We start from the raw sequence: 18,149 nt of genomic DNA, 5'->3' as shown, positions 1-18,149 counted from the left end.
AAGGGTAATGGAGTAATGTATACAGAACGAGAGCAAGAAGAGTATATGAAAGTATGGTTTTCACTTGCAGAAGAGGCTAGTAGGAATGGTTTCACTTGGCCTAGTCTGTTAGAGAATGAAGAATGGAATCAATATATGGCAACAGGGATGTATCGCATGCCAGCAAAAACTTATACTGCTATCTCAAAAGCGACAGAAGAAATCATGTATGTGTTATATAGAACGTATCAATATATTGTAAATACGACAAAAGATTTTCAAAAACTTGGATTCCCAGCTGAAGCGTGGGAAATGGCGAGAATGAAACATAATGGTTTATTTTCATATTTTACAAGGTTTGATTTTATCGTAAATGGTGACGATATAAAATTAATAGAAGTAAATTGTGATACGCCAACAGGCTATTTAGAACCGTCTGTCGCAAATGAAGTGTTATGCCGTTATCATGATGTAAATCACCCAAACCATATAGAAGAGCATATTGTGCAGGCATGGGAACAAATTAAACATGACTATCATATAGGCCCTGAAGAGACGATATATTTTACTAGTTATGATTGGCACGATGAAGATAGTCAAACGGTTCAGTTTTTAAGAACGTATTGCTTAAATCAGTCAACGGACTATGTAGGAATACAAGACATTGTCGTTGCGGAAGATGGTATATATACGCCAAGTGGAGAAAAAATAAAATATTTATATAGACTGTATCCAATAGAGTATTTAGTAACGGACGTTGATAAGAATGGAAAAAGGATTGGTTTACAATTTTTAGATCATATTGCGCAAGAAAGAGTGAAAATTATTAATCCGCCAGCCGCGTTTGTTATGCAAAACAAAAGTGTACTCGCACTAATTTGGAAGCTTTATGAAGAAAGTGTTTTCTTTACAGAAGAAGAGCAAGACATTATTTATAAATACTTTCTACCAACATATTTTTCAAATAAGCGATTTCTAGAAAGACATGAATCATACGTTTCAAAACCTGTATTTGGTCGTGAAGGTGGCGGAGTATCTATATACGAAAATGATGAATTATTAGCTGAAGATAAAACAGAGTATTACTTTGAACAAAGGAAGATATACCAGCAATACATAGAAATGCCTGACTGTACCATTGACACATGGGATGGTCCATATACTGGTAAACTATTAATTGGCTCTCACTGTATAAGTGGAAGAGCAGCAGGCTTATTTTTACGTGTAGGTGAGAAAATAACGGGAAACTTATCAATGTTTACTGGGGTTACAATTGAAGGATAAAGTAAACAAAGAGCTCATCATTTGTGATGAGCTCTTTCGTCTATGTATAAAACAGCTTTTTATGGTGGGGATGTAAAATCTTCACTTTCTTTTTGTGTTTTAAATCTGAATATCATAATTCAAATATTTTTTGTGTAATAATATTACTATTTTTTATAGATGTGAAAAATGATTAAGTTAAAAATTAAGAAAAATATGATAATATATTTATATAAAAGTTTAAATTTACGTAGCTAGTGGGGGAACCAATATGAAAATGAATGAAATAGTAGCAAGTACACAATTTCCAAATACAATCGAAACAATAACAAAAGATTTAAAAGCATTAGGAGTCGAAAAAGGAATGACAATTATCGTTCATTCATCACTAAGTTCTATCGGATGGATATCTGGTGGTGCGGTTGCTGTAGTAGAAGCATTAATGAAAGTTGTTACGGAAGAAGGAACGATAATAATGCCAACGCAATCTTCGGATTTGTCCGATCCGAAACATTGGTCAAGACCACCTGTACCGGAAGACTGGTGGCAAATTATCCGAGATAACGTCCCAGCATTTGATTCACGTATAACCCCAACAAGGGGAATGGGTGAAATAGTTGAATGTTTTCGTACATATCCGAATGTAGTACGTAGTAATCATCCGTTAGGAAGTTTTGCTGCATGGGGAAAACATGCAGTAGAAATAACAATGAACCATTCGTTATCAATGAGCTTTGGAGAAGAATCTCCATTAAGAAAAATATATGATTTAGACGGGTACGTATTATTAATTGGTGTTGGATATGATTCTAATACATCTGTTCATTTATCCGAGGTGCGTTCTGGTGCATGTGAGTTAATACAAGTAGGAGCACCTATTATAGAAAACGGTGAAAGAGTGTGGAAAGAGTTTTTTGAAATGGATTACGAATCTGAGAAGTTTGTAGAAATTGGTGTGGAGTTTGAGCGAAAAGGAACTGTAAAAAATGGGAAGATAGGGAATGCAACGTGTCGTCTAATGAAACAACGTGATATAGTTGACTTTGGAACAGAATGGTTTCGTAAGAAAAATTAGTAAGGGATGGTTACAATGAAGGGGAAAAAGGTATTAATTACGAGCGGTGGTTGTCTAGAAAAATGGGATCAAGTACGCGGGCATACGAATATGGCCAAAGGTACAATCGGAAGGATAATCGCAGAAGAACTTCTAGCTAAAGGGGCACATGTTATATATTTACACGGTTATTTTGCGGAGAAACCGAGTGATGTACATAGAGGGTTAGAATTACATCCATTTGAAGGAATCGTTGATTTACAAGATAAAATGAAAAGTATCATATCACATGAAAAGATTGATGCAGTCATTATGGCAGCGGCTGGATCAGATTGGATTGTGGAGAAAATTTGTGATCAAGATGGTAATGTTCTTAATATGAACGGAAAAATTTCAAGTGATATAGCACCGATTATTCACTTTCAAAAGGCTCCAAAAGTATTAAAACAAATAAAAGAATGGGACCCAGAAACAGTACTTGTTGGTTTTAAACTTGAAAGTGATTTAAATGAAGAAGAACTGTTTGAAAGAGCAAAAAATAGAATGAAAGAAGCAAGGGCGAATGTAATGATTGCGAATTCACCACATTCTTTATATTCGCGCGGAGCTGTGCATTATGTAATTGGACAGGATGGTAAAGGGAAGTTGTGTAATGGGAAAGATGAAACAGCGAAAGAAATTGTCAAAAGCTTAGAGTTATTATGTAATCGTGTCACTGCTTTTTAAAATTAAGTTTTTAGATGAGAATGAATCCGCATAGTAATAAGTAAGCGAAACTTTAATTGGTGGGAATTTTACTTTTACACGAATGTGAAGCGTATACCAATCAAGAGCTATACACAGAATAATTGGTGAGGAGTGGATTCTATGGAACATTTATTAAAGCAAGCTATTAAACTTAGAAACGAAAAGAAATATGCGCAGTCTAAAGAGATGCTTATAGGATTAACAAACTTTACAAAGGATGCAGAAGTACTGTATCAGTGTGCGTGGATACATGATGTAATGGGGCTAGAAACAGAAGCAGTTCCGTATTATGAGCAGGCAATCGCAAATGGACTTGATGGCGAATCGCTTTGCGGTGCTTATATTGGTTTAGGAAGTACATATCGTTGTATAGGGGAATATGAAAAGGCAATTACAGTATTAGAAGCTGGGGTGAAAAAATTCCCAGAGAACGCTCCGATGAAAGTATTTTTATCATTAGCAAAATATAACGTAAACGATCACGAATCAGCGATGAAATTATTACTTGAAACTGTCGTGAAAGTAGAGGAAGTAAAAGAATTTGAACGTGCCATTTCATTTTATAAAGACCATTTAAATGAGGTTTTTAAATAAAGGAGTGAACGTATGAAGGCTACACTATCACGAAGGCGAAAAGGTATTTGGATTGGACTCGTCTCTTTAATTATGCTATCAAACTATTTATTGTATGCCCTTCCAATTGTACCAGTTGCGCCGAAAGAAGTTGTGCTTGGGTCATTATTAGATTGCATGTTTGTCATTCCAATCATCACGTATTTCTTCATTATTCGAAAAAGATACTCGTTAACGTATATAGTTCCTGTTGTAATAGCTGGTTATATTTTTGCAAGATTTATTATTCCAAGTGACTATTTACAAGCTTTTTCATTCATCTCTTATATTATTGTTGCGGCTGAAATTGCATTTGTAGGTCTAGAATTATTCCTTCTCTATAAAATTGTTAGAGTGCTTCCTAAAATAATAAAAAAATATAAAGAATATAGAAGAGAAAATTATTCCTTTTCTTATGCAATTGATGCAGCGTTTGACGCTACTATGAAAAGAAGTAAGTTAGTAGATGTCATTCTAACAGAGTGTAAGTTAATCTATTATGCGTTTTTATCGTGGCGTGAAAAAGTACCAACATGTAAATCTGTATACTCATATCATAAAAAGACTGGTGCTATAGGTGTGTATATCATGATTATTCATGCAACAATAATTGAAAGCATTGGTTTTCATTATTTACTACAGCAGTGGAATCCAGTAATAGCATGGATTTTGCTTATTTTAAATGTATACGCGATGATTTATTTTATAGCTGAAATACAAGCGATGCGCAAAAATCCCCTTGTCGTAACAGAAGAACAAGTAATCATTCAAATCGGATTAGGAAAGAAAATTGTTATGCCATTTACACAAATTGATAGTATTGCGTTCTACAAGGGGGAATTGCTAACGGCAAAAGAAAGGAAACAGGTATTGGATGCAACTGTTATGGAGTTCATAAAAGAACCTGCTACTTTTGAAATAACATTAAAAGAGCCAGTGAAAGCGCAGTTGTTATACGGCTTTTCTAAAACAGTAAGTCGTGTTTACTTGAATGTTGATGAAGAACGAAAATTTTATGATGCGGTTAAGGAAAAGTTAAAACATGAGTAATAGTGCTGTTAGTTACATAATAAAAACTCTTTCTAAATAAAAAGGAGTTTTTATTATGTACTTGTATAAATCATTATATAAAAAACTATACACTTCTTTATCGCTATATAAATGGATATAATTGAGGATAGAACTAGCATAAGGGGAAACAAAATAATGAATAAGTTACTTACATCGAAAATTGAAATTATAGAAAGAAAAATCCAGTATAACTCAACAATAGTAGATCACAATTGCTTATTACTTGAAAAGCAATCACAAAGTATCGTTTTATTTCACGAGGTGCAGTATTCATTTACAATGACTGCAAATGATACTAAGTTAACAATCCCAAAAGGAAGTTATACAATCGCATATTACTGGAAAGATCGTCCGTACAATTTATACGTATGGAGAGATATAAAAGGAAAGTATTTAGGTTCCTATTTTAATATCGTAAAAAACACACAAATAAAAGATGCAGTGGTTTCCTTTGAAGATTTAATCATCGATATTATGGTACTTCCAAATGGAGAATACTTCATATTGGATGAAGATGAATTACCAGAACCATTAGGGAATTTCGAAGGTGGTTATGTGAGGAAAGCTCTTTATGGATTAAAAGAAATCATTCAAAAAGAGCTGCCACCAATAGTTTTGGAGACAGCCAGGGTGCAGAGGAAATAAAATTTAATTACATAAATATTTTGAATGGGAATGAGTAGTCTCAAGTTATACGATCTAACTTTTTTAATAAATCTAAGGTTAGTAGCATATTTCTTGAAATTACTCTTTTTTTGTAGAAATTTCGTCGCTTAGTTATTAAATCCCATCAACTGCATTTAGCGTGTGAGTTTTCTTATTGGTTACAGTAGATTAAAGATCAGAAAAAATAGTAAGTAAATGATATTGTTCAAATAAACAACAGTAAAAATGTTCAAACGAATCATATGTATGTTTTGACAAAACCTAGTTGACTTATCGGAAATATTTGTATAATATGTACTTAATTCCATAACGTATTGCCGATTGGAGAAACCAAAGGCATTTTATCTGTTGATAAAATGCCTTTGGTTTTTTTATTGCACAAATACTGAATCTGTTCATTTATATGAATCATTTTAAGGAGGGGAAGAAATGACTGTTTCAATTGATGGGGTATCAAAATATTTTTTGAAACAAACTGGTACGGTTCAAGTGCTAGAGAATATTAATTTTCAATTAGAGAAAGGGGATTTTGTTACAGTAATTGGTCCGAGTGGGTGCGGAAAAAGTACATTACTAAAAATTGTTGCAGGCCTAGATAATGATTTTGAAGGTGAAGTTGTTATTGACGGGGAGCCTATCTTAAAAACGAGCAAGAAACAAGGTTTTATTTTTCAAGAACATAGGCTTTTTCCATGGTTAACAGTTGAAGAAAATATAGCGGCAGATTTGTCGTTAAAAGATAAGTATGTGAAAGATAAGGTGAGAGAATGGGTTGAAATCGTTCGGTTAGATGGCTTTGAAAAATCGTATCCGAAAGAAATTTCAGGCGGGATGTCACAACGTGTTGCGATAGCGAGAGCGTTATTAAGAGATCCAAATGTATTATTACTTGATGAACCTTTTGGAGCGCTGGATGCTTTTACTCGAAGTCATTTACAAGAAGTATTGCTAAATATTTGGGAGCATAAGAAAACAACAATGATATTCGTTACACATGATATAGACGAAGCGATATATCTTTCAAACCGAATCATCATTATGAGTGCAAAACCAGGGAAAATACATAAAGTGATTGAAAATAATTTGCCTTATCCGCGGAATAAAACTTCTCAATCGTTCCAACAACTTCGAACGAAAGTATTACAGCAGTTTGAATATGGAGGGTTGATTCAAACAAGTATATAGGAAAAGGGGGATTTTATATGTATAAAAAATTAAAAATTCTTTCTTTTGTTTTAGCTATATCAGTATGTTTATTAGGATGTGAAAAAAGTACAGCAAGTAGTAAGAAAGAAGATGTAACAATACAAATTGGTATACAGCAAGGATTAAGCCCGCTATTACTAGCAAAGAAAAAGGGGTGGTTTGAAGAGGAGTTTAAAAAAGAAGGAGTTAAAGTGAAATGGACAGAGTTCCAAAGTGGACCTCCTTATTTTGAAGCAATCGCATCAAACCGATTAGACTTTGGTGAAGTAGGGAATTCTCCAGTCATTTCAGCGCAAGCAGCAGGTATTGGATTTACCGAAATCGCCAATACAAGTTATGCGAGAAAAGGAACTGGAATTCTCGTTCAAAAAGATAGCAAAATTGCGAGTGTAAAAGAGTTAAAAGGTAAAAAAATTGCAGTAGCAAAAGGAAGTAGTGCTTTTAATTTATTGTATCGAGCACTTGATAAAGAAGGGATTGATTCAAAAGATGTAAATGTCATTCAATTACAACCAGATGAAGCGCAGCCTGCATTCGAATCAGGATCAGTAGATGCATGGGCGATTTGGGACCCTTTCATATCATTACATACGTTAAATAAAGGTGCGAAGGTGATTGCAGACGGTGAAACATTAAATGTCTCTTCACCAGAATTTTTAATTACGAGAACAAAATTTGCGAAAGAACATCCAGAATTAGTTGAGAAATTCCTCAAAGTTTATGAGAAAGCACGTGTATGGCAAGATGCTAACTTAGATGAAGCAATAAAAGTATATACTTCTGTAAAAAAGATAGATGCGAAGATCGTAAAAGAAGTGTTTAATCACGACAAACCAATTTTAGTTCCAGTAACGAAGGAAATAATAGCAGAACAACAAAAGACAGCGGATTTTCAATATAAGCTCGGTTCTATAAAGAAAGAAATTAAGACGGAAAAAGTTGTAGATAATTCTTTCGTAGAAAAAGCATTGAAAGCGAAGTGAAAAGAGGTTTTGTAAAGTGGGAAATACGAAAGCTGTTATTAAACCAGCGAGTATAACGATTGAGAAAAACAACGTCAAGAAGATGCGAAAGTTAAATGTAAAAGTTTTAGTAAGGGCGATTACTATACCGGTTATTATATTAATAATTTGGCAGTTAGCTGGTGTATTCGGTCTTGTTTCTAAAACAGTTTTACCAACACCATTAGATATTTTTCTAGCTTTCCAAGAGCTTATTAAAACAGGAGAGTTATTCGGCCATTTAAGTATTAGTGTATTTAGGGCTGCGGCTGGTTTCTTTATTGGTGGGGGCTTAGGAATCATTTTAGGAACGATTGTTGGATTTTCAACGAGAAGTGAGCAATATTTAGATCCATCTGTGCAAATGTTAAGAACTGTACCTCATTTAGCTGTTGCACCGCTTTTCGTATTATGGTTCGGTTTTGGTGAAACATCGAAAGTGTTATTAATTGCAGATGGTGCATTTTTTCCTTTATACGTAAACGCATTTTTAGGTATTAGAGGTGTGGATTCAAAGTTATTTGATGTTGCGAGAGTGTTAGAGTTTAGTAAAAGAAAATTAATCACGAAACTAATTTTACCAGCTGCATTGCCTAACCTTTTACTAGGAGCAAGGTTATCGTTAGGTGTTGCATGGGTGAGTTTAGTAGTAGCAGAACTTATGGGGTCTACAGAAGGTATTGGCTATATGATTATGGATGCAAGGCAATTTTCAAATACAGATATTGTATTTGTCGGCATAATTATATTTGCATTTGTTGGGAAGTTTTCTGACTCTCTAGTACGTTTACTAGAAGTGAAGTTTTTAAGATGGCGAGATAACTTTAAAGGTGAGACAGGGAATTAACATATAAATTATTAGGGGTAATTTATATAGAATGTGTTAGTATACGATTCAAAATAAATAAGGGGTGTGTAAAGGTATGGAATTATTATGGTTTATTCCGGCTTATGGAGATGGTCGATATTTAGGAACGACAAAACGAGGAAGAGCAGCTGAATATGGTTATTATAAGCAAGTTGCTGCGGCAGCTGATTATTTAGGATATACGGGTGTTTTACTTCCAACTGGTCAAGGATGTGAAGACCCTTGGGTGTTAGCTTCAGCTCTTGCTGCTGAAACAGAAAAACTAAAATTTTTAGTAGCAGTGAGACCAGGACTAATGTCCCCTACAGTTGCAGCGAGGATGGCATCTACATTTGATAGAATTTCACATGGGAGGCTGCTTATTAATGTAGTAGCTGGAGGAGATCCAGTTGAACTACAAGGAGATGGATTATATCTTGATCATGATGAAAGATATGAAGCAGCGGATGAATTTTTAAAAGTTTGGAAATCGACATTGCAAGGTGAAACGATCTCTTTAGAAGGAAAACATATTAAAGTTACAGATAGTAAAGTTGTCTTCCCACCAGTTCAAACACCATATCCTCCTATATATTTTGGAGGATCGTCAGCTGCTGGAAAAGAAGTAGCAGCTGAACATAGTGATGTATATTTAACGTGGGGAGAGCCGCCAGAGCAAGTGAAAGAGAAAATAGAAGAAGTAAGAAAACTTGCAGAAGAGAAGGGGCGTACAGTGCGATTTGGCATTAGATTACACGTAATTGTAAGAGAAACAGAAGAAGAAGCATGGGAAGAGGCAGAACGTTTAATTCAATATGTGGATAATGAAACAATTGGGTTTGCTCAAAAGACATTTGCAAGATATGATTCGGTTGGTCAAAAACGGATGACCCATTTAAATAAAGGTACGAGAGAGTCGTTAGAGATAAGCCCTAATTTATGGGCTGGAATCGGACTTGTAAGAGGTGGGGCAGGTACTGCACTTGTAGGCGATCCGCATACAGTAGCAGAAAGGATAAAAGAATATGAATTGTTAGGAATTGATACGTTTGTTTTATCAGGATATCCGCATTTAGAAGAAGCGTATGAAGTGGCAGAATTGTTATTCCCATTATTGAAAGACGAGAAGAAAGAAGAAAATAAAATTGTTGGTGAAATGATTGCTGATGCATATGCATTAAAAAAATAGTGAGAAATAAAGTTTCACCTATTTATTGCTTCATTTTGTTTACTGCCTGTTAATACGGTATAAAAAAACCGCAAGTTATTCGCTTGCGGGTTTTCATCGTAAATTATTAGAAAATATGGTAAAATTAAAGGGTAACTTAAGGTGCGGTTGGTTGTTCAATTATCACTTCTCCAAGTAGGAGGGGGGTGATAATTCGTGAGTGAAATAGCGTTGCTATTGCAGGGTGGACTGTTTCTCGTTGCATTGTTAACGTTCGTCGTCGTTTTAATAGACAAGCTCAAAAAATAACAACCCACCTATGCCTATAGAATGTGGGTTGTTTTGTTTGTAAGAAACAAATAGGATAAATGAACAATCCAATCTGCTAAGTTACGTGGACTAGTGTGTAGCCGCACACTAGTCTTTTTTATTTATATACAATTTATAATTGGTTTATGTGATTGTATTGTTCTTTTCATACTCATTATAACACAGTGTCTTTTCATCAAGAAAGGAGACCATACGTTCTGGTTCCTATTATATAGTAGGTGCTTTTTCTTTAAACAGACCATCCATATACTGTTTTAAACTTTGGACATAAAATTTCTGTGTATTCACATTATTTACACCGACAATGGGTGATGGAAGGTCAAATCTTTTTTCTGATAAATGAACGACAACATCAAAGATGTCAAACAAACGAATGAAGCAAAACAGACCGTCTTTATCGCTAAGTAAAATAAAGTAATGATTTTCACTACTTGTATTTAGCGTATTCCATAAAGAACTTTTGCTTAAATCACGTACAATGCTTTTTTCTTTTAGTTCCACGAAATCTGCATTTGAGAGAATGGTAGAGATATCAATCGCATCTTGATTTTCAAAGTAGCCATCAACTGTTTGTACAGCGAATGTATAAGCCATTTTTAATATACTCATTTTATATTTACGGTTATCCAATAGCAATTCACGTTGAATAGAACTCGCTACTTTCGTTACACGTTCCTCTTTCCAAATTTCATTATGTAAGGAAATATCGTGCTTTTTACATAGTTTCATAATTAATGCATTAGAATAAAGAATTTCGTCGCTTACTTCGACAACATCAGTCTCAGCAGCCGCAAGTTCTTCACCGTGCTCATTCGTATAGAGTGGGGAATCAATTTGTCTTTTCATTTGTTCAATCTTAAATTGACTCAATTTATGCCTAATTAAAGGACGATCAATATTTGTTGTCATTTGTTCATGACAAGTATCACAAATTGAGTTTGTGAAATAATATCCACATAATATTTCTGGAATGACATATTGTTCACTAAGTTCTTTCGTATCTTTTCTGCAAATGATGCATTGTGTCATTTTTATCACCTTTACCTGCAAATTTGTATGTAATCTCATTGTAGTGTATTTATTGGTATTTTGGAATATTGTAAAGGAAAATATTATGTGAAATTCATACTTATTTTGGTACAATGAAGAGAAGTGCTAGTTTAAAGGAGGCCATTTTTTTGAAATCAAAAGTGCACTTTTGGACATTAGAAGTGCTAATGGTTGTAGGAATCATATTTATTTGCACAAAAATATCATTTTTATTTCAACCGATTGGTATCTTCATATCAACATTATTTTTCCCAATCTTAATCGCGCTTTTTTTATACTTCATATTTAATCCTGTATTAATCTTTTTGGAGAATAAAAAAGTACCTAGAAATTTAGCGATATTGCTGTTATATCTTTTTATCATAACATTAACTGCGGTTGGCGTTGGAGTAGTTGTTCCTACGATTTCACAACAGCTAATGGACTTGGTTAAAAATATGCCAGGCTACATAAAAGAGGGAAAAGTATACATACAAGAATTATCACATCATAGGTTGTTTGAATGGTTATCTACACAAAACTACGTTTCCATTGAAACAATTGAAAAAAATGCGATTGAATACTTAAAAGATATACCAAATACAATTACGTCGAGTGCAACGGCTTTATTTGGTATTATCACGAACGTTGCATTAGTTGTATTTACTGTACCGTTCATTTTATTTTACATGTTTAAAGATGGACATGCCTTTCCAGGGAAAGCGGTAAGTTTATTACCAGAGTCTTACCGTGAAGAGGGGCTTCGTATCATTAAGGAAACGAACGAAACATTATCTGCATATATTCAAGGGCAAGCGCTCGTTTGTATATTTGTAGGTGCGTTTACTTTTATCGGTTATTTAATTATCGATTTACCGTACGCTTTCGTTTTAGGGATTATCGCAGCATTTACAAACATCATTCCTAACTTAGGTCCATTTATCGGAGCAGCACCAGCTGTTATTGTAGGACTGTTCGTATCTCCGATGCAAGCCTTATACGTAATTATTATCGTAACAATTGTACAACAGTTTGAAAGTAATATTATTTCACCACGTATTATGAGCTCGAAATTAAACATCCACCCATTAACAATTATTATCCTAATTTTAGGGGTAGGTAACTTTGCTGGAATCATCGGAATGATTTTAGCAGTACCAGTTTATGCAGTAACAAAAACAGTTGTTTCGAACTTAGTGAGATTGTTTAAGACGAAGAGAAGTAATCGGAAATAGTAAAACCTGAGAAAGATACACCTCTTTTTAAGTGGTGTATCTTTTGTTTATAAAAAATAATTAAAAGCGGGTTGATTTGATTTTATTATATATTTTTTATACATCAAATTCAGTGATGAACTTGTGTGATATAAGCTCTATAAAACTATGTGGAATCCCTCTGAACTATCCAAATCATTTCCTTACAGCGTGCTATCATCATCATAATCGACTCCTTTCAATTCTATATAGTTAAACGATTAAAGGTGAGTGTAGTACTTGCTTCTACGATCTCGAATTTCATCAATAACTTGTTTATATTGTCTTTCTTGTTTTAATTCATTTTGAGATATTGTTTCTTTTTGAATCGTAATCGTTAAAAAGAATAGGTGAAACTTCATATGTGAATTCCTCCTTTCGAATTGGAATTACAGATGACTACAGTAATGACTTTGTCTTTCTTTTACAGAATCCATAGCCTGATTAATTTGTCGTTCATGAAGCATTTCAGACTCAGAAAATTTATTTTTTTGAATGGTAATGGTTAAAAAGAATACTTTAAATTTCATAAAATAATTGCCCCTTTATAAGTGATTTAGAAAAAACGAGTGTAATAAGAAATTACAGGTGACTACAGTAATGACTTTGTCTTTCTTTTACAGAATCCATAGCCTGATTAATTTGTCGCTCATGAAGCATTTCAGACTCGGAAAATTTATTTTTTTGAATGGTAATGGTTAAAAAGAATACTTTAAATTTCATAAAATAATTGCCCCTTTATAAGTGTTTTAGAAAAGACGAGTGTAATAAGAAGATTGGCGTTCTTTTACTTCGTCCATAATATTTTGGATGTGTTGCTCACGTAAAATCTCTTTCTGTGAAAGTTTACGTTTTTGAATGGTGATTGTTAAAAAGAATGCTTTAAATTTCATGAATATATTACCCCTTTAAAATATATTTTTAATACATTTGAGTGTAGTATGAACTTTTAATGTCAGTTATTTTATCAGTTAGTTGTTTTAACTGTTGTTTACGATTAATTTCAGTTTCAGATAAAGTATTTTTTTGAAGTACAGTCGTAAAAAAGAAAATATGAAAAGTCATAAATGAATTCCTCCTTTCGAAAAGGAATTACAGGTGATCACAGTAAAGTGCTTGGCGCTCCTTAACATCATTCATAGCTTTTTCAATTTGCTCATTATGAAGAATTTCATCTTTGGAAATTGTATTTCTTTGAATCGTAATACTTAAAAACAATACGCTAATAGTCATTGAATGTTGCTCCTTTCTTAGAAAAATAATGTAAGAGACTAAAAAATCGCGCAAAAAAACCACAGGAAGATACAGTTCTCCTATGGCTGGGCGTGAAAAAGCCACAGGAAAGTATACGACCTCCTGTGGCGAATTTATGAATTAAATGAAATAAAGTACGATTTTCAATTCTCCATTAGGGTGGTCGAATTCATATTTAATTGTCCAGAAACCACAGGTGCAGTTAACGCTAAAGTTAATGCATGTAATTGTAATTTCATCATTTCCTTCGACCTCCTTTTAGAATATTTTTCTTACGTTAGTAATTATATACAATTAATGGATAATTGTAAACGGAAAAATTGAAAATTTTTAATTTTGATTAAAATGCGTATGTTTTAAAGGGTTTTGAGAAGATGTATTGTAATTAACGAAATATCGATAAAAATGGGGGATGCTAAATGAAATATATGCATCGTAATGTAGTTGTTATGCTAACAATTTTTTTATTTATTACTGCTTGTTCTAGCGGAGAAAGAATAAAAGAAATATGTGATGTGAAACCTAGTGACTTTAAGAAATATGCTGGAACATATGTTGGTAATAACTCAGATGTGGTTGCAATTGTTAATCATTTACCCGGTGGTGGAACAGTTCAAAGTATAAGTTTAGGAAAGTTTGGCGGGAAAATAATAATCATGCTATATGAAAACTTCTCATTTGAGAAGTTTTTTTATTTTTATAGGTAAGCAAAACAAGTTGTTGAAGGGCAGGCTGTCATAGAATATGATACATATTATAATGAGGAAAAGTTGAGGGGATAAAAATGCGTACAATTTTACTTTTTCTAAACAACATGTCCATCGATAAAATAGAGAACATTAGACATAAACATGATCCTTTATTTGGATTAATTCCACCGCATATAACAATCGTATTCCCGTTTAAGAGTAATATTTCAAATGATGAATTAAAATCTCATATTTTTAATGTATCAAAAGGGGGAGGCAAAATTGAAATTGAGTTTGCAAATCGTATCACTAGCGTAGGAAACTATTTGTTTTTAGAAGTTGATAGAGGAAGAAAACAAATAGAAGAACTACATGATAGCCTGTATACAGGACCTTTATTACAATTTTTGAAAGAAGACATTCCGTACATCCCACATGTAACAGTCGGAAGAAAAGAAAGTGCCGAATTAGCTGCTGAAGTAGTGAAGGAGATTCCTAGTTTTCATGGGAAGTTAAATTGTGTGATTGATAGAATAAGCGTGGAGCGAATTGGAGAGAATGGGGAATCAATTATTGAATTTGAAGTGCCATTTTTTAAAAGCTGACAAAAGTCAGCTTTTTATTTCGTAGCATGAAGTAATGCACCAATTGCACCGCTATTACCACCATCTTGTAAAAAGATTGGTGTTTTATTTTGATATTCGGTGTAGCTACTCATAATATGTTGAAGTTGTACGTTATTACATAAAGTCGAACCAATATAAATAATATGTTCAATGTTTTTTGTTTCAGCGAATTGAAGGCTTAATGCAGTAACGACTTCACCGACAAGTCCTTGTATAGTAGCAAGTATGTCTGAGCTATTATATTTCGATTCTGAAATAGCGGCTTTACCAAAATTGCTAGCAGTTAAGCTATTATCAATAGGTGAGAGAATACCACTATAAATATCTCCAACCGTAATATCTAGTTCTTTTCTAGATCCTACTTTTGTTAGAGGGATTACATCTTCAAAATGATCTATATTTGTTAACAATTTTGAAAGTCCCATAATAGTCCCACCGCCAACTCCGGTTCCACCAGCGCGAATATATTGTTCATTATAAACATAATGGATAGAAGTACCTGTACCGATATTGGTTAAAATAAAATTGTTTATAGTGTGTTTTTCTTCTTTTAATATGTATTGGACACCTGCAAGAGTAGATTCAAATTCGTTTAGCTCTATTATTTTATATGAAGCTGTAAGCAGATGCTGTAATAGTTTCGATTTACCACCCGTAATACATATTTGTTTTATGCCATTGTTGTTTTTAATCCAATCTATTATTTTATGTTGTTCATGCGAATAAAATTTTTCAAAAGTTAATAGCTTTTTTTCGTTAAAATAAGCTATTTTCGTTAATGTGCCTCCAGCATCGATACCGATAGTACGTTCCATTTTCCTGCTCCTAACTACGTAATATGTTTTCCTATTTACTTAATTGGTTGAGAATAGATATTTCCAACTGATATAAGGAACACTTTAATCTGCTTGATATATTAATAGTTTTTCTATAGTTACAATAGGCTGGTCGTTTACAGTTGCAATACCTTTACCAAGAATAAAACCTCGGCGATTGCGCGTTAGCTCATAATGTAAATCAAGTTTATCACCGGGATATGCTTTTCCGTGGAATTCAACTCCATCTAAAGAGGAGAGGAATCCTAGTCCTTCAGAATCACTTGTATGTACAAATGCACTAAGCTGGGCAAGTGATTCTACAATTAACATATGAGGCATATGTTTTTGACTATCATTTATAAACCATTCGTTATTTGTAATGAGTTTATATCCTGTAACGGATTCACCTTGTTTTACATTTGTTACTTTATCAATCATTAAAAATGGATAACGATGGGGAAGCGTGTCTTTAATATGCATATGAAAGTACCTCCAATTAATAATACCCCTGCTAAAGTTAAGCAGGGGAGTGGGAACTAATTTTTAACTAATTCATCTACTTTTTCAAGGACGAAAATGCCGCTATTTCTAATATTTTCAACAACTTGTTGCAAAACTTCTTTATCTTGAACGAGTGCAATACGTACGAAGCCTTCTCCATGAGGTCCAAATGCATGACCAGGTGTAACAACGACATTCGCACGATCCATTAATGCATAAGCGAAGTCTAGAGAAGTCCATCCTTGTGGAATTTCAGCCCAGACAAACATACTACCAGCTGGCTTATCGACATTCCAGCCAAATGTTCGGAATCCATCGACTAAAGTATCTCTCCGTTCTTGATAAATATCGCGGTTTTTCTCACAAAATGCAGCGCCATTTCTTAGTGCTGCAGATGCCGCTTTTTGAATTGGTAAAAATACACCGTAATCGGTATTAGATTTAAATTGAGTAAGTGCACGAATAATTTCTTCGTTTCCAATCATATATCCAATACGGCTACCTGCTAAACTATAACTTTTTGACAAAGAATTGATTTCTACACCAACTTCTTTAGCACCAGGTACAGAGAGGAAGCTAATTGGCTTATTACCATCGAAATAAAATTCAGCATAAGCAAAATCATGGACAACGATAATATTATGCTTTTTCGCGAATGCGATTACTTCTTTAAAGAAATCTTCATGAGCTATTGCTGGAACGGGATTCCCTGGGAAGTTTAAAATCATCATCTTCGCTTGATCGGCAATTTCTTCAGGGATGACTTCTAAGTCTGGTAAGAAATCATTCTCTTTCGTTAAAGGCATGTAGTAAGATGTTGCACCAGCCATTTGAATACCTGTTTCATAAGCTGTATATCCTGGATCAGGAACTAATATAATATCACCTGGATTTGCATAAACCATAGGTAAATGAACGAGCCCGTCTTGTGAACCCATTAATAATAAAACTTCTTTATCCGCATTTAATAAAACGTTATGAGTGTTGTTGTAATATTCAGTTACAGCTTCGTGAAATTCTTGAATACCGGATAATGTATACCCGTAGCTCTCTTTTTCACTCGCTGTATGTACCATTGTTTCTCTTACAAAATCAGCGGGCGGCATATCAGGATTTCCGATGCTCAAATCAATCATGTTATGACCTGCTGCAATTTTTTCTTTTTTATAGGCTCCTAATTCACTAAATATAGAAGATTGGAATGCTTTCATTCTAGTTGCTAACGTGTAAGTCATCAAAACCCCTCCTAAAAACAGTGCTTTCATTCTGCGTTTTTAATTATTCTGAAAACACATGTTTACATTTTATCATTTTTTTATGAAAATTAAAACGATTGATAAATTTAGAGGGAGGATTAGCCTATTTTGAAAAGTAACGATGTAAATAGCGTAGATATATTAATTGAAATGTGTATTATATAATTCATTTTATATAACTTAAGGTATTTTCTAGTTTTTATTAAGTATATTTCTCATGTTTTGAATGAAAAAGAATACGAAAACAAGGGCTATTTTTGCGGACGATTTCTAAAGTGAAATAACGCAGAAAATATTTTCTGCGTCTCCTCTGAAATGTAATCATTTCTTTTTATATGTGCATAATTTTTCGGCTGTCAAAAAGTATACATTTAATGTACCGTCGGCAACTTTTAAAGTTTGGTCCGATGTAAATGAATTACCATAATCAATGTGATATACATTAGAATTTTTGACAAATGAGCCTTTATATAAATCGTCTTTATTCTTTGTTGTTTGCATTTCTACTAAATTTTGCACAATTTCCTCTTTATTTTCTTTTTTGACAACTGTTTCAAATTTATAATATACAGGGCATTCACCTTTTTTATTGTCAACGACTTCCCAAGAACCGTATATATCGTTATTGCTGCATCCACTAAGTAGGATGATTAGTATAGGAATTGTAAGTAGAACCTTTTTCATTTTGTGCTCCTTTCTTTTAAATTTGAATAAACGTGCGAATACGATAGGGATATTATAATAAATAAAGTTTAAATTTTTTTAAAGAATTATTTAAT

The 18,149-nt window shown here is 33.4% G+C and carries 24 protein-coding genes and 1 pseudogene; 14 read left to right on the top strand and 11 right to left on the bottom strand.

The window, feature by feature from the left end; genetic code table 11:
* Positions 1–15 precede the first annotated feature (15 nt).
* The 11 genes from MHB52_RS14910 to MHB52_RS14860 all read left to right on the top strand — a co-directional run bounded on the left by MHB52_RS14910 (position 16) and on the right by MHB52_RS14860 (position 9,923).
* On the top strand, positions 16–1,263 hold the full coding sequence (locus MHB52_RS14910; protein ID WP_016118096.1) for a glutathionylspermidine synthase family protein: 1,248 nt from the start codon (positions 16–18) through the stop codon (positions 1,261–1,263).
* Between the two features lie 250 nt (positions 1,264–1,513).
* A complete protein-coding gene (locus MHB52_RS14905) occupies positions 1,514–2,317 on the top strand; it encodes an aminoglycoside N(3)-acetyltransferase (RefSeq protein WP_000783344.1) in 804 nt (267 codons plus the stop codon).
* Between the two features lie 15 nt (positions 2,318–2,332).
* On the top strand, positions 2,333–3,022 hold the full coding sequence (locus tag MHB52_RS14900) for a phosphopantothenoylcysteine decarboxylase domain-containing protein (protein WP_000676724.1): 690 nt from the start codon (positions 2,333–2,335) through the stop codon (positions 3,020–3,022).
* Positions 3,023–3,163: 141 nt separating this feature from the next.
* Positions 3,164–3,637: a tetratricopeptide repeat protein gene (locus tag MHB52_RS14895; protein WP_000400636.1), complete on the top strand. Its 474-nt coding sequence runs from the start codon at positions 3,164–3,166 to the stop codon at positions 3,635–3,637.
* 12 nt (positions 3,638–3,649) lie between these two features.
* Positions 3,650–4,705 carry a hypothetical protein gene (locus tag MHB52_RS14890; RefSeq protein WP_016118095.1) on the top strand — a complete coding sequence of 352 codons (1,056 nt, stop codon included), beginning with the start codon at positions 3,650–3,652 and terminating at the stop codon, positions 4,703–4,705.
* Positions 4,706–4,861: 156 nt separating this feature from the next.
* The gene (locus tag MHB52_RS14885) at positions 4,862–5,371 is read left to right on the top strand and encodes a DUF402 domain-containing protein (RefSeq protein ID WP_016118094.1); all 510 of its coding nucleotides are present in this window, start codon (positions 4,862–4,864) and stop codon (positions 5,369–5,371) included.
* A gap of 450 nt (positions 5,372–5,821) precedes the next feature.
* The gene (locus MHB52_RS14880; protein WP_016118093.1) at positions 5,822–6,577 is read left to right on the top strand and encodes an ABC transporter ATP-binding protein; all 756 of its coding nucleotides are present in this window, start codon (positions 5,822–5,824) and stop codon (positions 6,575–6,577) included.
* A 17-nt stretch (positions 6,578–6,594) separates the two neighbouring features.
* A complete protein-coding gene (locus tag MHB52_RS14875) occupies positions 6,595–7,581 on the top strand; it encodes an aliphatic sulfonate ABC transporter substrate-binding protein (protein WP_000277092.1) in 987 nt (328 codons plus the stop codon).
* A 16-nt stretch (positions 7,582–7,597) separates the two neighbouring features.
* Positions 7,598–8,446: an ABC transporter permease gene (locus MHB52_RS14870; RefSeq protein ID WP_000528518.1), complete on the top strand. Its 849-nt coding sequence runs from the start codon at positions 7,598–7,600 to the stop codon at positions 8,444–8,446.
* Positions 8,447–8,522: 76 nt separating this feature from the next.
* Positions 8,523–9,635 (top strand): FMNH2-dependent alkanesulfonate monooxygenase, encoded by a 1,113-nt coding sequence (gene ssuD, locus MHB52_RS14865; RefSeq protein ID WP_061664227.1) that lies wholly within the window; start codon positions 8,523–8,525, stop codon positions 9,633–9,635.
* Between the two features lie 195 nt (positions 9,636–9,830).
* Complete coding sequence (locus MHB52_RS14860) at positions 9,831–9,923, top strand: putative holin-like toxin (protein ID WP_001289320.1); 93 nt, start codon at positions 9,831–9,833, stop codon at positions 9,921–9,923.
* Positions 9,924–10,151: 228 nt separating this feature from the next.
* On the opposite strand, the gene MHB52_RS14855 is transcribed toward MHB52_RS14860, so the two are convergent.
* Entirely contained in the window at positions 10,152–10,973 is an 822-nt protein-coding gene (locus MHB52_RS14855; protein WP_000189713.1) for an HNH endonuclease, read from the bottom strand.
* Positions 10,974–11,122: 149 nt separating this feature from the next.
* On the opposite strand from MHB52_RS14855, the gene MHB52_RS14850 reads away from it, so the two are divergent.
* The gene (locus tag MHB52_RS14850; protein ID WP_000837892.1) at positions 11,123–12,208 is read left to right on the top strand and encodes an AI-2E family transporter; all 1,086 of its coding nucleotides are present in this window, start codon (positions 11,123–11,125) and stop codon (positions 12,206–12,208) included.
* Positions 12,209–12,447: 239 nt separating this feature from the next.
* On the opposite strand, the gene MHB52_RS14845 is transcribed toward MHB52_RS14850, so the two are convergent.
* Genes MHB52_RS14845 through MHB52_RS14820 form a run of 6 tightly spaced genes read right to left on the bottom strand, consistent with a single transcriptional unit; the run spans position 12,448 to position 13,459 of the window.
* Positions 12,448–12,588 (bottom strand): YrzI family small protein, encoded by a 141-nt coding sequence (locus MHB52_RS14845; RefSeq protein ID WP_000668497.1) that lies wholly within the window; start codon positions 12,586–12,588, stop codon positions 12,448–12,450.
* A 27-nt stretch (positions 12,589–12,615) separates the two neighbouring features.
* Entirely contained in the window at positions 12,616–12,756 is a 141-nt protein-coding gene (locus MHB52_RS14840; protein WP_000669805.1) for a YrzI family small protein, read from the bottom strand.
* 52 nt (positions 12,757–12,808) lie between these two features.
* A complete protein-coding gene (locus tag MHB52_RS14835) occupies positions 12,809–12,949 on the bottom strand; it encodes a YrzI family small protein (RefSeq protein ID WP_000669805.1) in 141 nt (46 codons plus the stop codon).
* 26 nt (positions 12,950–12,975) lie between these two features.
* Positions 12,976–13,119, bottom strand: a complete 144-nt coding sequence (locus MHB52_RS14830) for a YrzI family small protein (RefSeq protein WP_000668963.1) — start codon at positions 13,117–13,119, stop codon at positions 12,976–12,978.
* A 28-nt stretch (positions 13,120–13,147) separates the two neighbouring features.
* Positions 13,148–13,291 carry a YrzI family small protein gene (locus MHB52_RS14825; RefSeq protein WP_000142729.1) on the bottom strand — a complete coding sequence of 48 codons (144 nt, stop codon included), beginning with the start codon at positions 13,289–13,291 and terminating at the stop codon, positions 13,148–13,150.
* 27 nt (positions 13,292–13,318) lie between these two features.
* Positions 13,319–13,459: a YrzI family small protein gene (locus MHB52_RS14820; RefSeq protein ID WP_000156193.1), complete on the bottom strand. Its 141-nt coding sequence runs from the start codon at positions 13,457–13,459 to the stop codon at positions 13,319–13,321.
* Between the two features lie 440 nt (positions 13,460–13,899).
* On the opposite strand from MHB52_RS14820, the pseudogene MHB52_RS14815 reads away from it, so the two are divergent.
* Both MHB52_RS14815 and MHB52_RS14810 read left to right on the top strand, forming a co-directional pair.
* Positions 13,900–14,109 (top strand): annotated as a pseudogene (locus tag MHB52_RS14815) (DUF4825 domain-containing protein); the annotation flags it as partial.
* A gap of 155 nt (positions 14,110–14,264) precedes the next feature.
* The gene (locus MHB52_RS14810) at positions 14,265–14,774 is read left to right on the top strand and encodes a 2'-5' RNA ligase family protein (RefSeq protein WP_001259207.1); all 510 of its coding nucleotides are present in this window, start codon (positions 14,265–14,267) and stop codon (positions 14,772–14,774) included.
* A gap of 14 nt (positions 14,775–14,788) precedes the next feature.
* On the opposite strand, the gene coaW is transcribed toward MHB52_RS14810, so the two are convergent.
* The 4 genes from coaW to MHB52_RS14790 all read right to left on the bottom strand — a co-directional run bounded on the left by coaW (position 14,789) and on the right by MHB52_RS14790 (position 18,054).
* On the bottom strand, positions 14,789–15,610 hold the full coding sequence (gene coaW / locus MHB52_RS14805) for a type II pantothenate kinase (RefSeq protein ID WP_000442489.1): 822 nt from the start codon (positions 15,608–15,610) through the stop codon (positions 14,789–14,791).
* A gap of 84 nt (positions 15,611–15,694) precedes the next feature.
* On the bottom strand, positions 15,695–16,093 hold the full coding sequence (locus MHB52_RS14800; RefSeq protein ID WP_000547659.1) for a 3-hydroxyacyl-ACP dehydratase FabZ family protein: 399 nt from the start codon (positions 16,091–16,093) through the stop codon (positions 15,695–15,697).
* A gap of 56 nt (positions 16,094–16,149) precedes the next feature.
* A complete protein-coding gene (locus tag MHB52_RS14795; protein ID WP_044797262.1) occupies positions 16,150–17,349 on the bottom strand; it encodes an LL-diaminopimelate aminotransferase in 1,200 nt (399 codons plus the stop codon).
* A 342-nt stretch (positions 17,350–17,691) separates the two neighbouring features.
* Positions 17,692–18,054 carry a hypothetical protein gene (locus MHB52_RS14790; protein WP_000757017.1) on the bottom strand — a complete coding sequence of 121 codons (363 nt, stop codon included), beginning with the start codon at positions 18,052–18,054 and terminating at the stop codon, positions 17,692–17,694.
* Between the last annotated feature and the right edge of the window lie 95 nt (positions 18,055–18,149).

The sequence above is a fragment of the Bacillus sp. FSL K6-0073 genome (assembly GCF_038006085.1).
Lineage (GTDB): Bacteria > Bacillota > Bacilli > Bacillales > Bacillaceae_G > Bacillus_A > Bacillus_A cereus.
This window is presented reverse-complemented; position numbering and strand designations above follow the sequence as displayed.

What these genes read in the sequence shown, in the direction of transcription:
- coaW (WP_000442489.1), bottom strand. Translation starts at nt 15,610, where the DNA reads ATGGAACGTACTATCGGTATCGATGCTGGAGGCACATTAACGAAAATA.
- MHB52_RS14845 (WP_000668497.1), bottom strand. Translation starts at nt 12,588, where the DNA reads ATGAAGTTTCACCTATTCTTTTTAACGATTACGATTCAAAAAGAAACA.
- MHB52_RS14790 (WP_000757017.1), bottom strand. Translation starts at nt 18,054, where the DNA reads ATGAAAAAGGTTCTACTTACAATTCCTATACTAATCATCCTACTTAGT.
- MHB52_RS14840 (WP_000669805.1), bottom strand. Translation starts at nt 12,756, where the DNA reads ATGAAATTTAAAGTATTCTTTTTAACCATTACCATTCAAAAAAATAAA.
- MHB52_RS14825 (WP_000142729.1), bottom strand. Translation starts at nt 13,291, where the DNA reads ATGACTTTTCATATTTTCTTTTTTACGACTGTACTTCAAAAAAATACT.
- MHB52_RS14810 (WP_001259207.1), top strand. Translation starts at nt 14,265, where the DNA reads ATGCGTACAATTTTACTTTTTCTAAACAACATGTCCATCGATAAAATA.
- MHB52_RS14875 (WP_000277092.1), top strand. Translation starts at nt 6,595, where the DNA reads ATGTATAAAAAATTAAAAATTCTTTCTTTTGTTTTAGCTATATCAGTA.
- MHB52_RS14835 (WP_000669805.1), bottom strand. Translation starts at nt 12,949, where the DNA reads ATGAAATTTAAAGTATTCTTTTTAACCATTACCATTCAAAAAAATAAA.
- MHB52_RS14905 (WP_000783344.1), top strand. Translation starts at nt 1,514, where the DNA reads ATGAAAATGAATGAAATAGTAGCAAGTACACAATTTCCAAATACAATC.
- MHB52_RS14820 (WP_000156193.1), bottom strand. Translation starts at nt 13,459, where the DNA reads ATGACTATTAGCGTATTGTTTTTAAGTATTACGATTCAAAGAAATACA.
- MHB52_RS14885 (WP_016118094.1), top strand. Translation starts at nt 4,862, where the DNA reads ATGAATAAGTTACTTACATCGAAAATTGAAATTATAGAAAGAAAAATC.
- MHB52_RS14900 (WP_000676724.1), top strand. Translation starts at nt 2,333, where the DNA reads ATGAAGGGGAAAAAGGTATTAATTACGAGCGGTGGTTGTCTAGAAAAA.
- MHB52_RS14895 (WP_000400636.1), top strand. Translation starts at nt 3,164, where the DNA reads ATGGAACATTTATTAAAGCAAGCTATTAAACTTAGAAACGAAAAGAAA.
- ssuD (WP_061664227.1), top strand. Translation starts at nt 8,523, where the DNA reads ATGGAATTATTATGGTTTATTCCGGCTTATGGAGATGGTCGATATTTA.
- MHB52_RS14800 (WP_000547659.1), bottom strand. Translation starts at nt 16,093, where the DNA reads ATGCATATTAAAGACACGCTTCCCCATCGTTATCCATTTTTAATGATT.
- MHB52_RS14910 (WP_016118096.1), top strand. Translation starts at nt 16, where the DNA reads ATGTATACAGAACGAGAGCAAGAAGAGTATATGAAAGTATGGTTTTCA.
- MHB52_RS14830 (WP_000668963.1), bottom strand. Translation starts at nt 13,119, where the DNA reads ATGAAATTTAAAGCATTCTTTTTAACAATCACCATTCAAAAACGTAAA.
- MHB52_RS14880 (WP_016118093.1), top strand. Translation starts at nt 5,822, where the DNA reads ATGACTGTTTCAATTGATGGGGTATCAAAATATTTTTTGAAACAAACT.
- MHB52_RS14795 (WP_044797262.1), bottom strand. Translation starts at nt 17,349, where the DNA reads ATGACTTACACGTTAGCAACTAGAATGAAAGCATTCCAATCTTCTATA.
- MHB52_RS14855 (WP_000189713.1), bottom strand. Translation starts at nt 10,973, where the DNA reads ATGACACAATGCATCATTTGCAGAAAAGATACGAAAGAACTTAGTGAA.
- MHB52_RS14890 (WP_016118095.1), top strand. Translation starts at nt 3,650, where the DNA reads ATGAAGGCTACACTATCACGAAGGCGAAAAGGTATTTGGATTGGACTC.